This window comes from Alcaligenes sp. Me129 (genome assembly GCF_050487245.1).
In the GTDB taxonomy this organism is placed as follows: Bacteria; Pseudomonadota; Gammaproteobacteria; order Burkholderiales; family Burkholderiaceae_B; genus Alcaligenes; species Alcaligenes phenolicus.
In genome coordinates this window covers 175,033-187,155 of sequence record NZ_JBKQGX010000003.1, presented here as the reverse complement: position 1 = coordinate 187,155, position 12,123 = coordinate 175,033, and the positions used below count along the sequence as shown (strand labels likewise).

The following is a 12,123-nucleotide window of genomic DNA, read 5'->3' as shown; positions in this document are numbered from 1 at the left end:
AACTAATTGTAATTACGAGACGCTGCTCAGCAGGACACTGCCATCGTCTTGTGTCTTGGCCTGCAGTGGCAGGATCTGTTGCAGGGCTTGAAGCACCGCACTTTGTTCGTCCAGCAGGAAGGACGCGGTGACACGCTGCTGGCCGATTCTGGTGTCAGCGATGCGGATGGGATGCTCGCGATAGCGGTTGATTTCAGCAACGACTTCGGACAAGGACAGGTCCCGCACAATCAGGCGTCCTTGCCGCCAGGCGGTGGCAGCGGCCACATCAACCTCGGGCTGAATACTGAGCCCATCCTGAACGGAAACGGTGGCGCCAGAGCCAGCGGCCAGATACCGGGTCTGGCGGTTCCACCAGCTACCGCTGGACACTTCCACACTACCGCTTTCGACCAGCACTTTGACTTGCTCGGCATCGCGGCGAACCGTAAAGCTGGTGCCGGTAACGCGCACCACCGTATTGCCTGCTTTGACGATAAAAGGGCGCTGCGGGCTGGATGCTACCGCGCACATCACTTCGCCCTGAATCAGGTCCAGATGACGGCTGTCTTCATAAAACCGCAGCTCGGCTTGGGTGGCGGTATTCAGCTCCAGGCTGGAGCCGTCCGGCAGAGGAACCCAGCGGCGCTCGCCCACACGTGTTTGCAGGCTAGCAGCGTAAACAGCCTGGGGGCTGAGTAGTAGGCCTGCCAAACCGGCAGAGCCTGCGACAGCGACCAGGGCGCCGGTATTACGGATCAGTTTGCGGCGGCGCAGATCGGGCCGCTGGGGCACTTTGCCGCCATACAGCAGCTTGACCAAATCCTTGTCCAGCGTGCTGGCCAGGGAGCTTAACTGCTCCACCGCCATAAATTCGCGCTCATTTTCCGGGTCAGCCTGCAACCACTCCTCCAGCGCTTGCTCGTCAGCCGGGCTGAAGCGGCCCGAATGCAGGCGGGCCGACCATTGGGCGGCGGCTTCGGCGGGGGAGGTGGCATCACTGGGGTAGAAAGGGGATTCAGAACTCATCGCGCAGGCGCTCGCGGATAAACTGGCTGGCCAGCGCAATATAACGCTCCACGCTGGCAATGGACAGTTTCAGATGACGGGCAATTTCAGGTTGGGTCCAGCCTTCGATGCGATTCAAGACAAAAGCCCGTCGGTGATTCAAAGGCAAGGCTTCCAGGGCCGCAACCAGGGCGTGGCGCACTTGCTCCGCACTGGCATGGGCATCGGCACCATCGGTGATGGGGTGAGCGTCTTCATGCAGCTCGTCCCAGGCCAGGTGCTGGAAGCGGCTGTTGCGACGCCACAGATCAATGGCCCGATGGCGCGCGGACTTGTACAGAAAGTTGCGTGCATGGACCGCTGTCAGTGTTTTCTGATCTTTTCGAAGCAGGGCCTCTACCGCATCATGGGCGACGTCTTCCGCGTCCGCGGCGCCGCCAAAGCGGCGCAGGCAGGACTGCATGAACTCGCCATAATAGGCCAGCCAGCTTTTGCGGGAGAGGTCCGAATTGGACATGGGGGCAGGGAGCTTGAATGACAAAAAGCAAATTATTGCAAATAGTTCTCATTAACTCAATGGCGCTTTATTCAGGCCCTATCGGGGCGTGAGGCCAGCTTGCAACGTCGATCCGGAACTTGCATCGAAAAATCGTCATGTCCGGCGAAAAGCTTTGTTGTTTCATACAAGATCGTTATACTTGCGAACTATCAGGGGGAGTAGCTTACTTTCCGGCGCATCGTCATCACGGCAATCTGTGTTTTTTGCACATGTTCCCGGTGCCCGGGCAACCTTAGGGTTGCAAGCAAGACCTTGCCATTAAAGGGCAAGGTGTATCCTCTAAAAACGATATGGCCTGCGTCCTTAATGGATCAGGCCATTTTTGTTTTGTACACGAGTCGTCATTTTCTCGTTGTACAGTCATGCAAGATGGTCGTCAGCTTTCAATCAAACAATATGAAAAGGCGGTCTTACACATGATGGAGTTTTTGCAAACAATGAGTTGGGCGGCAGTATTTCAGATCATCCTGATCGATATATTGCTGGGGGGCGATAACGCCGTGGTTATCGCATTGGCTTGCCGTAACTTGCCTGCCAAACAACGTGTCAAAGGTATTTTGTGGGGTACGGCCGGTGCCATTGGCCTGCGCGTCGTCCTGATTGCCTTTGCCCTGACCTTGCTGGCCGTGCCTTACCTGAAAGTGGTCGGTGCCCTGTTGCTGGTCTGGATTGGTGTGAAACTGCTGATCCCTGAAGATGATGGCCACGGTAATGTGGAAGGCAGTGCCACCCTGTGGAAAGCCGTTAAAACCATCATCATTGCCGACTTTGTGATGAGCTTGGACAACGTGATCGCTATTGCCGGCGCGGCTCAAACCGCCGATCCGGATCATCAGATCGGTCTGGTTGTCTTTGGTCTGGTCGTAAGTGTGCCTATCATTATCTGGGGCAGCACCCTGGTTCTGAAGCTGATCGATCGCTTCCCTATCGTGGTGACCTTCGGCGCCGCGCTGCTGGGCTGGATTGCCGGTGGCATGATCGTGACCGACGTGAAGTTTATCGAGTTCTTTGGTGAAGCCTCCACCAGCACCAAGCTGATTGCTGAAGTGGTGGGTGCCTTGCTGATCGTAGCCCTGGGTCATGGCATTGCCGCGGCCAAGCGCAAGAAAGCTGCCCAGGCCTGAAATTGAAACAGCAGGTGTAGAACCGGCGCCGGGGGCTTCGCTTCCGGCATGGTTCTGGGTTAAGCTCAAACGATTTTCTAAAAAAAGGAGTACACCATGGCACAAGCCTCCGCACGCCACATTCTGGTCAGCACCGAAGAGAAAGCGAACGAACTGAAAGCCGCTATCGAAGGTGGTTCTGACTTTGCTCAGGTGGCCAAGGAAAATTCCAGCTGCCCATCGGCCCGCATGGGCGGTGAGCTGGGAACATTTGGCCGTGGCCAAATGGTGCCCGAGTTCGATCAGGTTGTGTTCAGCGCCCCCGTTGGCGTTGTGCAAGGCCCCGTCAAGACTCAGTTCGGCTACCATCTGGTAGAAGTGACTGCACGTCAGGACTGATACGATCAGGCCAATAAAAAACCCGCTACGGCGGGTTTTTTTGCGCATGTTGATCTGGTTACTGGTGGTTGGGTGTAGGGCCGTGCGGTGGCTGCTTACAGAAACTAAAGCTTTGATTATCAGGGCTTATACATAAAAAGCCTGGACATTTTCCTGCAAGCTGCGCAGTATGCCAGCCATACCGGCTAACGGCCTTGTCGCCGTGTTGTTCGCTTACCGTGAGCGAACCAGCCCATTCTTATAAAGAAATCCGATGAAACGCACCGATATGGAAAAACTCAGCGCCGTCAAACTGCTGAGCAATGTAAAAAAAGCGGGTACGCCACAACGCTTTGCAGGTGACTCCGCCGTGGCTGATCGGCGCGAACAACGTCGTCTGGATCAGGCTGCTGGGCTGGTGTCCTTTCCCGTCAAGCTGACCCAGCCAGTTATTGATGCCGTGCGCGCTCGTGCTACCGAGCAAGGCGTCTCGACCAATGAGGTCATTGATCGCCTGTTGGCTCAAGCTCTAGGCCTGTAACCCATGCAGATTTGGGTCGATGCGGACGCTTGTCCCGTAGTCATCAAAGAAATTCTGTACCGCGCCGGGCAGCGCTGGAGTTGCCATGTGATCCTGGTAGCGAATCAGATGCTGCGCACCCCGCCATCGCCCTGGTTGAGGGCGGTGCAGGTGGCGCGGGGCTTTGACGTGGCGGATGACTACATCGTCCAGCACGCCAGCGTGGGAGATCTGGTGATTACCGCCGATATCCCTCTGGCTGCCCAGGTGCTGGAGCGTAAAGCTCTGGTCCTGACCCCCAGGGGCGAACGCCTGGACGCCAACAGCATAGGCGAGCGCCTGGCCATGCGCGACATGATGGAAGAACTGCGCAGTACCGGCGTGGATATCGGAGGCCCAGCCCCCTTCAGCCAGGCCGACCGGCGTGAGTTTGCCAACGCACTGGACCGCCTGATGATGAGCCTGCAAACGGCTGCGAGATCGTAAACAGACTTGCCATCCCCCCGGTGCTTGTGTGAGTCTGTCGCTGGATTGAAATTTTTAGAGTGAAGTACGTAATGACAGACCCAAAACGCCCCTTGATGAATTTGACTGGCCTGAACGAGGCCGTCGCCCAGTTCGCCCGCGAGCGTGAGTGGGACCAGTTCCATAGCCCCAAAAATCTGGCCATGGCCCTGACCAATGAAGTGGGCGAGCTGATCGAAATCTTCCAATGGCTGACAGAAGACCAGTCCCGCGAAGCAGGCAAAGACCCGAAAACCGCCGAAGCCGTGCGCGATGAACTGGCCGATGTGCAAATCTACCTGAGCCGTCTTGCCTTCGTTCTGGGTGTGGACATGAATGAGGCTGTTACCAACAAGCTGGTGAAAAATGCCCGGAAATATCCCGCTGACAAAGTGCGGGGGACGAACAAGAAATATACGGAGTTGTAAAAGGGGCTAGGGATTACAGCTCCCCCAGCATTTCCTCTACAAACCGTTCCATCCGCGCGTGTCGCTCACGCGCGATTGCTTGCCCCCGTTCAGTCTGAAAACCCTCGGCCAATTTGAATAATTTGGCCGGGAAGTGATCCAGCGCGTAGCGCTTGTCATCCAGAGGACGACTCTCTGCTTTTGGATCTTCCGGCTCATACAAGCTGGAGCCCATTCGCCCCGCTGTATAGAAGCAGCGAGCTATCCCTAAAGCGCCAATGGCATCCAGGCGGTCTGCATCCTGCAAGATGCGGGCCTCCAGACTGACGGGCGGGATGTTTGCTGAAAAGCTGTGGCTTTGAATTGCTTGGCCCACGGCTTCACAGTCCTGCTCTGACCATCCCAGCCTGGTCAGAATGTGTCGTGCCTGCTCCGCCGACAGGGTGGAAGCACGAGAGCGCAATGGCGAATTCTTCTCTACCGCCACGCAGTCGTGCAGCACCGTTGCTGCCAGCAAAATCCGCAGATTCCCACCTTCTTTTTCCTGAATCGCACAGACGTTCTTCCAGACGCGCTGCAAGTGCGATTGGTCGTGGGAGCCGTCGTTGTGACTGGTGCTGCTATGGGGCAGGAGTTGGGCGGCAAGCTTTTCAAAGGGGTGGAACAGGCTGGACATGGCTATGGTTTGCTGTAACGGGTGCCACAGCATAACGCGAAGCAGCAGGGGCAGGGCAGGCTCAAGAAAAAGGGCTGCCAGTGGCAGCCCTGAAGGTGAGTTGCAGTTTTTAGAGTTAGAAGTTGCTCAGCCCCAGATCACTGACCGAGTCGGCCCAATAGTTCAACTGCTGATCCACATAGACCGTGAACTCGGCTGGGCTGTTGGTGACCAGGGTCGCGCCGTTCCCTTCCCAGATTTCCTTGATCTTGTCGGTATTCAAGGCACGGTGAATGCTGTCTGCCACGCTTTGCACGGTGGCATCCGGTACATCTCCTTGCATGAAAATCCCGTACCAGGTCTGGGCACTGATCTCATCCATGCCCAGTTCTTTCAGCGTGGGTACATCCGGCAAGGCAGGAGCGCGTTCCGGGCTGGATACGGCCAGGGCGCGCAAGCGGCCATTGCGTATCTGCGCCACGGCCGACGGCATGGTCTCGAACATGAAGTCCACTTGATCGCCACTGATCAGCGCCATCACAGCCGGGCCGCTGCCTTTGTAGTGCACGGCGGTCATGGTGGTGCCGGATTTCTTTTCCAGCTTGCCGGCCATCAGATGCAGCATGGTAGCGACGCCACTGGTGCCATAGTTCACACCAGCCCCTTGCTTGGCGGCGGCCAGCAGGTCGTCCACGCTGTGATAGGGCGAATTGGCATTCACCACCAGCACATTGGGCATGGCGGCAATCAGGGTGACGGCTTTCAGGTCCTTGCGTGTGTCGTAGGGGAAGTTCTGCAACACGGCAGGCGCAATCATGTGATGCACGGCACCAAACAAGAGCTGATTGTCGGCGGGGCTGGAGTTGGCCACCATGCTGGCACCCAGCACGCCGCCTACACCTCCTTTATTTTCTACAACAACGGTTTGACCTATTTCATTGCCCAGAGCTTCGGCCAGAGGACGAGCCAGGGTGTCGCCCGAACCACCCGCGGCAGAAGGGACGATCAGCCGCACCGGGCGTTCGGCCCAGGCGGGGGAAGCTGCCCAGCTTTGGGGCGCGGCAGCAAAGATAAAACTGAGGGCAAGTACAACACGGGACCAGGGTTTCATGTTTTTTTACCTCCTCGGTAGTCGTCGGTTTCAGCCTTTGCCGGAGCCCAGGCTGCCGGGGTTGCTGCGCAGCTTGTCGATTTGATCTTGTCGTGGTGTCAGCCCCAGGCCGGGGGCGTCGGGCATGCGCAGCCAGCCTTGTTCGGGCTGGGGCAGGCCGGTGTAGATCTCGGCCATCATGGCGCTGGCGGCCAGGTGCCATTCCACATCGCCGCCATTGAGCAATCCGCAGTGCAGGTGACCGTTGTGGGAGGGGAACGCCCCGCCATTGGCGACGGACGCGTTAAAGCTTTCCGCCAGAGCGAAGATCTTGCGGGACTGGGTGAAACCGCCGGAGATCAGCACGTTGGGCTGCAGAATGTCGACAGCCTGCTGCATCAACAGATCCCGAAAGCGGTAGGACTGGCCTTCGTTTTGACCAGCGGCAATGGTGATACCAGTGCTTTGACGCAATTCGCGCAATCGACCCGTGTCATTCTGGGTAATGGGCTCTTCAAAAAAGCCGACGTTCAGCTCACGGGCGTGGCGGGCGATGGCTTTGGCGTGCACATAGTCCAGGCTGCAATTGCCGTCGATGTACAGCGGAATGTCGGCGGGGATGGCCTCGCGTACCAGGCTCATGCGGCGCATGTCCTGGCGGATCAGTTCGGACAGGGGGCGCGGTTCGTCGCGACGTTGCAAGCCATGATGGCCTACCACCATCTTCAGGCCCTTGAAGCCTTGATCCACGCAGTCGCGCGCGACTTTAACCAACTCTTCTTCGCCCAGGAAAGCAAAGCCGAAGGTCGCGTAGGCCGGTACTTTTTCACGGGCACCACCCAGCAGTTTCCATACGGGCAGACCCAGGGCTTTACCCTTGATGTCCCACAAGGCAATGTCCAACGCAGAGATAGCGTGCATGGCATAGCCCGTCTGGCCACGAGGGCACACGTTCCAGTACATGCGATCCCACAGGCGCTCGGTGTTCAGGGGGTCTTGCCCGATCAGGTCGCTGGCCAGAATATCGTTGATCGTGCTGGCAACAGGGTGCTCTTCGGTAATGGCGCTAAGTCCATAGCCGGTGATGCCTTCATCGGTCTCGATTTCCACATGGCAGATGGCCAGGTTGGTGGGTTTTTGGATGCCCGCGCTATCGAGCTTGAAAGGCACGTTCAAGGGAATGGCGCGTACTGCTGTGATCTTCATTTTCCTGTCTCCTCACGCTTTTTGAATGCGTTTGCATGTAATTGTTTTAGGTTTATAGCGTTTTGTTGCAAGCACAATCAATGGTGTAAACCCTTGATTTAATTGATATATAAAAGCGCAATCTGATATATCAAAAAGGGTTTGCAGCGTTGTTTTTAAGGTTTTTAGTTGAAGGTTTTCTGCATCGGCAGATGCTTTAGCGGACGGGGGTGCAGACGTTTTGTGGGGTGCTCAAAAGCAGTGCAGGCGCTTGCGGCATAAGCAGGTAGACCGGCGGGGAAGAGGCAAGCAGGAGCGGGTTGTTAGTCCCTGTGCAGATCGCCGTGAAACGCTGGCGATAGACTCATCGAAAGAACGAATCATAAAAAAAGCCCTGCCAGGCAGGGCAGCTTGGCAGGGCTTTTTCTATGTCGCGAAGTACGAGCAGGGAGCGGTCTATTTCCCCCGCAGCAACTGCATCTGACGACGATCTTTTTTGGTCGGACGTCCAGCATCAAAGTCCAGTGCAGGTTCAGGTGCCAGACGGCGTTGTTCGGCGGCTTGCGCGCGTCGTGTGCTGCTTTCTTCCGTCTCTTGATACAGCTGGCGAGCAACCGGCGCGGGGCCACGTACACTGCTTAAGGCGGTGACGTGAACCTCCATGGCAGGAGTCTCCTTGCGCAAGGTAATCACATCACCGATTGAGACTTCGCGGGCAGGCTTGGTGCTTTGCTGATTCAGCAAAACCCGCCCTTTGGTGATCTCCTCGGAAGCCAGGCTGCGCGTCTTGTAAAAGCGCGCTGCCCAGAGCCATTTATCCAGTCGTAATTTGTCCATGCGCTATTGTAAATCCAGTCTGCAAAAGCTGGGCTTAATGCAGTTCCACCGCAGCGGCAGGAGCAGCCTGTACACGAGGCAAACGCAGACGCAGCAGCAGAACCAGACTGAAGACGGCCAGCAATCCGGCCCAGAACATGACGCGGTGAAAGCCGTCTGCCCAGGCGTGCTGGATGGCTTGCATCCAGAACAAGGAATCTGCTGAGGCAGGCAGAGTCACCTGACCGGAGCTGATAATTTGTTGTGCCTGTTCCAGCATGGGATTGACCGGATCAAGACGACTGGACAGGGAGCTGACTGCTCCTTGGCTCATCAAGGAAGCCAGCAGGGCAACGCCCAGGGTCATGCCGGTTTGGCGGATGGCATTGGTGGTGGCTGATGCCATGCCGGAACGCTCACGCGGCACCAGATTCATGACCAAGGTACTGCACGCCGGCACCGACAAACCCATGCCAATGCCTAGTACGGCCAAGGCGAAACCAGCCATCCAGTAGGAAGCGCCGGGTTGCAGCAACATCATCAACCAGGAACCGGCTGCCATCAGGCCAAAGCCCACAGTCAGGATCAGCTTCAATCCAAAGCGCTGGCTCAAGGCACCGAAACGGGAGGCCAGCACAGCCATGCCAATGAACTGGGGAGCCAGCCCCCAGCCGGTTTGGGTGGCACTCCAGCCCAGGGCGTTCTGGAAGAACAGGGACAGGAAAAACACATTGCTATAGGCGGCAAAGCCCAGCACAAAGGAGGCGATATTGGCAGTGCTGAAGCGGTAGTCCCGAAACAGACTCAGAGGCAGCAAGGGGCGGGCGACACGGGTTTGGGCATAGATAAACGCCACGAAGGTGAGCGCGGCCACGCCCAGGGAACGAATCGTCTCGGTGGCGTGCCAGCCTTGCTCACCCGCGCAGATCAGGCCATAGGTCAGGGAGCCAAGCCAGATCACACTAAGCAGTTGGCCGATAGGGTCGAAAGCTGCGTGTTCGGGGTTGGCTGACTCCTGAATGCCCCACATGCCCAAGCCCAGGGTCAGCAGGCCCAGTGGCAGATTCAGGCTGAAGATCGAAGGCCAGTCGGCTACATCGACCAGCACACCGCCCAGAATCGGGCCCAGTACCAAAGCCAGGGCGCTGAAGGAAGACCAGCCGCCAATGACGCGGGCACGCTGGGCCGGGTCTGGGAAGGCGTGGGTCAGGATCGACAGGGCTCCAGGAATAAGTAAAGCCCCGGCCACGCCTTGCACGACACGACCCCAGAGCAGGGCGCTTAGTGAACCGGCCAAGGCGCACATCATGGAGCCGACGGTGAAGGCCAGCACGCCCAGCAACCAGCTCTTCTTGCGTCCGTAGCGATCCCCCAGTAGCCCGGCAGACAACATGAAGGCGGACAGGCACAGCGCATAGGAATCCACGATCCATTGCAGCCCGGCCATATCGGTTTGCAGGGCTTGTTGCATGCGTGGCAAGGCAAGATTCACGATGCTGATGTCCAGGGTGACCATGAAAGTCCCCAGGTAAATGGCGATGGTTAGAGCAAGTCGGCGAGTCATGATATTTGATAAATGAGAATTATTATCGACGAATATAAAATATTGACTGACTGTCAGTCAATGAAAAATAAACAGGCTGGCTAAAATAGCGCGGTGACACCCGACGAGGCACTTTGTCGGGGTTTTTCTGATACTTTGACATCCATGACCGCTGCCAAAACACCTCGTACCCAACCCTCTGAAGTTCGTCGCCGAGACTTATTGGAGGCGGCTGCCACCTTGTTTTTGCAACAAGGGTTTGATGCCACGCCGGTGGATGAAATTGTGTCGCGGGCGGGCATGTCCAAGGGCTTGTTCTATCACTACTTCAGCTCCAAGCAAGAGATTCTGGCTGCCCTGCGCGAGCAGTTCATCCAGCAGTTTCATGACCGGGTGCAGGGGGCGCTGGAGCAGGCGCCGGAAGATGATTGGGTGCAGCGTCTGGCTTGCTGGATTCGCGCTTCGGTTCAGGCCTATAGGGACACGCTGGAGATGCATGATCTGGTGTTTTCAGACCATATGCGCAGCAACTACCAGGGCGAACGCAATACGGTAACCGAGCCCTTGCACAGGATCCTGAACGAAGGGCAGCAAGCGGGGGCCTGGTCTGTGGCCGACGTGGATTTGACCGCCTGGGTGATCTACCAGGGCATGCATGGCGCGGTCGACAATATGGGGTTGGAAACTGCAGAGCAGTGGGCCGTCATGGAGAACAATCTGGTGACTCTTTTTGTGTCTATGCTCGGGGCGACGCCGCCTCACCAAAATATGTAGGCTGTTCTAGCCGCACTGGATTGCTGCACTCAGCATACGCAGAACTGGCCTTGTTCTGATTTCTAAACAAGGCCAGTTGCTGGATGAGCAAAGGCTTAGCGGAACTGGAAGTGTTCCTTGTGCAAGGTCCAGGATTTTGCAGGCAGTGTTTGCTTGAGCTCACGTCGCAACTGTCGGCCCATTGCAGCCGGTCCACAGAACCAGATATGCAGAGGTTTGTCGGCATGGTAATGCTGCAGCACCTCTTTGGGCGTCCAGCGACGGCCATCGGCATAAATTTCCAGATTCACGTCCGGGTGCTCTTTGGCAGCCTTGCTCAAGGCCTGAGCCAATGGGTCAGTACTATGCTGACAGGCATATTGCAGATAGGCGTAGGGAGCGTGACCGTCCTGATGTTCCTGGCTTAACCAGGATAGAAATGGCGTGGCCCCGACACCCGCACCCACCCAGATATAAATGCCCTTGTCATCGCGGTCCGGCTGAGTGAAGCGTCCATAAGGGCCGTCCAGCTCAATGTTCTGGCCAACATGCAAACGCTCGGGCAGGCTGCGGGTCCAGTCGCCCAACTGCTTGATATGAAAGCGCACAATCTGGTTGTCCTGATCTGCATCGGACAAGGTAAAGGGATGGGACTCGGATTCACCCTTCAAACGCAAAAAGGCAAACTGCCCAGCCTGGTGACCTGGCCAGGATTGGTCCATGCGGCATTGCACCTCCAGCACATCACCTTGTGACGTACAGGAGATCACGGTGCCCGTATGCGGGTAGGCCGAACTCAAGTTGCGTAGCAGCTGGATGCCGGCTGCTGCTGTCCCGATCACCATGGTGATGGCCAGTGCCCAGCCGCCTATACCGCTCCAGTAAGCAGGGGGCGTCAGTACCACGCCATGAAAGATCAGGATCAAATAGGCCACTGGCATCAGGCGATGCAGGCTGTACCACTTTTTATAGGAAATCGTGCGGTGCGCCAGGGTGATGATCAGCATCAGAATCAGCGCGTAAAACGTCCATTCACCCAGTGATTTTGCATAGGGCTTGAACAGGCTGACCCATTCAGGAACCGGGGTTTTGGCCAGACGGCCGCCCGTGCCGATCGCTGCCGAGATCAGACCTTTGGATTCCTTGCTGAGCCAATGGGCCAGACTGAGCAAAATGGCGATGATACCCAGCCATTTATGCAGCCTGTAGGCTTTGTCCATGCCGCCTAACCAGGGTTCCAGACGGCGGGGACGCAGGGCCAGAATCATGATGGCCGTCATGGTGCCCAGTGCCAGAATCCCGGTTAACAGCATGCCTTCTTGTCGGACCACCCACAGCATATCGCCCGGTGGCGAGGGGGCCAGCCACAGGGCTTCAACAGCCCAGATCAGAAAGAAAGTGGAGAGCAGCAGTAAGAGAGGGCGACGCATGGTCTTTTCCGGATTGTTTGAAAGAGCCGGGTGCTGCGTAGTCGCGATGTGATGAACGTACCGACGCAGCGCACCGGGAACACCTTATTGATGTTAGTACGCTGCCAAGCCGTTTGCGGAGCCAATATTCAAGAGTGTTTTGAGAAAACTCAAAGCACTCCTAAATATTTGTTATTTAAAGCATTTGTTAATG

The 12,123-nt window shown here is 57.0% G+C and carries 14 protein-coding genes; 6 read left to right on the top strand and 8 right to left on the bottom strand.

All coding sequences use genetic code 11. The annotated features are described in order from the left end of the window. Positions 1–12 precede the first annotated feature (12 nt). Complete coding sequence (locus ACLPGZ_RS04840; RefSeq protein ID WP_203145136.1) at positions 13–1,008, bottom strand: FecR family protein; 996 nt, start codon at positions 1,006–1,008, stop codon at positions 13–15. Beyond that, complete coding sequence (locus ACLPGZ_RS04835) at positions 998–1,504, bottom strand: RNA polymerase sigma factor (RefSeq protein ID WP_083054212.1); 507 nt, start codon at positions 1,502–1,504, stop codon at positions 998–1,000. The genes ACLPGZ_RS04840 and ACLPGZ_RS04835 overlap by 11 nt, the downstream gene beginning before the upstream one ends. A 458-nt stretch (positions 1,505–1,962) precedes the next feature. Between ACLPGZ_RS04835 and ACLPGZ_RS04830 the strand changes: the two genes are divergently transcribed. The 5 genes from ACLPGZ_RS04830 (at position 1,963) to ACLPGZ_RS04810 (ending at position 4,479) form a co-directional block, all read left to right on the top strand. After that, entirely contained in the window at positions 1,963–2,670 is a 708-nt protein-coding gene (locus ACLPGZ_RS04830) for a TerC family protein (RefSeq protein ID WP_035271346.1), read from the top strand. Positions 2,671–2,766: 96 nt separating this feature from the next. Further along, positions 2,767–3,048 (top strand): peptidylprolyl isomerase, encoded by a 282-nt coding sequence (locus ACLPGZ_RS04825; RefSeq protein WP_009463196.1) that lies wholly within the window; start codon positions 2,767–2,769, stop codon positions 3,046–3,048. A gap of 253 nt (positions 3,049–3,301) precedes the next feature. Next, on the top strand, positions 3,302–3,568 hold the full coding sequence (locus tag ACLPGZ_RS04820) for a hypothetical protein (protein WP_083054211.1): 267 nt from the start codon (positions 3,302–3,304) through the stop codon (positions 3,566–3,568). Between the two features lie 3 nt (positions 3,569–3,571). Next, the gene (locus ACLPGZ_RS04815; protein WP_088451220.1) at positions 3,572–4,033 is read left to right on the top strand and encodes a YaiI/YqxD family protein; all 462 of its coding nucleotides are present in this window, start codon (positions 3,572–3,574) and stop codon (positions 4,031–4,033) included. Between the two features lie 71 nt (positions 4,034–4,104). Further along, the gene (locus tag ACLPGZ_RS04810) at positions 4,105–4,479 is read left to right on the top strand and encodes a nucleotide pyrophosphohydrolase (protein WP_026484969.1); all 375 of its coding nucleotides are present in this window, start codon (positions 4,105–4,107) and stop codon (positions 4,477–4,479) included. A gap of 13 nt (positions 4,480–4,492) precedes the next feature. Here the strand turns inward: ACLPGZ_RS04810 and ACLPGZ_RS04805 are convergent, their stop codons facing one another. From ACLPGZ_RS04805 to ACLPGZ_RS04785, 5 genes are all read right to left on the bottom strand, one after another. Beyond that, positions 4,493–5,134 (bottom strand): HD domain-containing protein, encoded by a 642-nt coding sequence (locus tag ACLPGZ_RS04805; RefSeq protein ID WP_429641004.1) that lies wholly within the window; start codon positions 5,132–5,134, stop codon positions 4,493–4,495. A 115-nt stretch (positions 5,135–5,249) separates the two neighbouring features. Further along, positions 5,250–6,224, bottom strand: coding sequence for a Bug family tripartite tricarboxylate transporter substrate binding protein (locus ACLPGZ_RS04800; protein WP_429641003.1), 975 nt, complete (start codon positions 6,222–6,224; stop codon positions 5,250–5,252). A gap of 30 nt (positions 6,225–6,254) precedes the next feature. Then, positions 6,255–7,409, bottom strand: a complete 1,155-nt coding sequence (locus tag ACLPGZ_RS04795) for a mandelate racemase/muconate lactonizing enzyme family protein (protein WP_302357263.1) — start codon at positions 7,407–7,409, stop codon at positions 6,255–6,257. A 435-nt stretch (positions 7,410–7,844) separates the two neighbouring features. Further along, positions 7,845–8,225, bottom strand: coding sequence for an RNA-binding S4 domain-containing protein (locus tag ACLPGZ_RS04790; protein WP_060186234.1), 381 nt, complete (start codon positions 8,223–8,225; stop codon positions 7,845–7,847). Positions 8,226–8,259: 34 nt separating this feature from the next. After that, positions 8,260–9,768: a DHA2 family efflux MFS transporter permease subunit gene (locus ACLPGZ_RS04785; RefSeq protein ID WP_429641002.1), complete on the bottom strand. Its 1,509-nt coding sequence runs from the start codon at positions 9,766–9,768 to the stop codon at positions 8,260–8,262. A 144-nt stretch (positions 9,769–9,912) separates the two neighbouring features. Here ACLPGZ_RS04785 and ACLPGZ_RS04780 point away from each other — a divergent pair, with 144 nt between their 5' ends. Then, entirely contained in the window at positions 9,913–10,521 is a 609-nt protein-coding gene (locus tag ACLPGZ_RS04780) for a TetR/AcrR family transcriptional regulator (protein WP_115634288.1), read from the top strand. A 95-nt stretch (positions 10,522–10,616) separates the two neighbouring features. Here ACLPGZ_RS04780 and ACLPGZ_RS04775 read toward each other — a convergent pair whose 3' ends face one another. Then, positions 10,617–11,930 carry a ferredoxin reductase family protein gene (locus tag ACLPGZ_RS04775; protein WP_035271333.1) on the bottom strand — a complete coding sequence of 438 codons (1,314 nt, stop codon included), beginning with the start codon at positions 11,928–11,930 and terminating at the stop codon, positions 10,617–10,619. Positions 11,931–12,123 lie beyond the last annotated feature (193 nt).

Bases quoted from the DNA above. Each gene is read 5' to 3' on its own strand.
- ACLPGZ_RS04820 (WP_083054211.1), top strand. From the start codon at position 3,302: ATGAAACGCACCGATATGGAAAAACTCAGCGCCGTCAAACTGCTGAGC.
- ACLPGZ_RS04775 (WP_035271333.1), bottom strand. From the start codon at position 11,930: ATGCGTCGCCCTCTCTTACTGCTGCTCTCCACTTTCTTTCTGATCTGG.
- ACLPGZ_RS04790 (WP_060186234.1), bottom strand. From the start codon at position 8,225: ATGGACAAATTACGACTGGATAAATGGCTCTGGGCAGCGCGCTTTTAC.
- ACLPGZ_RS04835 (WP_083054212.1), bottom strand. From the start codon at position 1,504: ATGTCCAATTCGGACCTCTCCCGCAAAAGCTGGCTGGCCTATTATGGC.
- ACLPGZ_RS04800 (WP_429641003.1), bottom strand. From the start codon at position 6,224: ATGAAACCCTGGTCCCGTGTTGTACTTGCCCTCAGTTTTATCTTTGCT.
- ACLPGZ_RS04815 (WP_088451220.1), top strand. From the start codon at position 3,572: ATGCAGATTTGGGTCGATGCGGACGCTTGTCCCGTAGTCATCAAAGAA.
- ACLPGZ_RS04785 (WP_429641002.1), bottom strand. From the start codon at position 9,768: ATGACTCGCCGACTTGCTCTAACCATCGCCATTTACCTGGGGACTTTC.
- ACLPGZ_RS04780 (WP_115634288.1), top strand. From the start codon at position 9,913: ATGACCGCTGCCAAAACACCTCGTACCCAACCCTCTGAAGTTCGTCGC.
- ACLPGZ_RS04830 (WP_035271346.1), top strand. From the start codon at position 1,963: ATGATGGAGTTTTTGCAAACAATGAGTTGGGCGGCAGTATTTCAGATC.
- ACLPGZ_RS04805 (WP_429641004.1), bottom strand. From the start codon at position 5,134: ATGTCCAGCCTGTTCCACCCCTTTGAAAAGCTTGCCGCCCAACTCCTG.
- ACLPGZ_RS04825 (WP_009463196.1), top strand. From the start codon at position 2,767: ATGGCACAAGCCTCCGCACGCCACATTCTGGTCAGCACCGAAGAGAAA.
- ACLPGZ_RS04795 (WP_302357263.1), bottom strand. From the start codon at position 7,409: ATGAAGATCACAGCAGTACGCGCCATTCCCTTGAACGTGCCTTTCAAG.
- ACLPGZ_RS04840 (WP_203145136.1), bottom strand. From the start codon at position 1,008: ATGAGTTCTGAATCCCCTTTCTACCCCAGTGATGCCACCTCCCCCGCC.
- ACLPGZ_RS04810 (WP_026484969.1), top strand. From the start codon at position 4,105: ATGACAGACCCAAAACGCCCCTTGATGAATTTGACTGGCCTGAACGAG.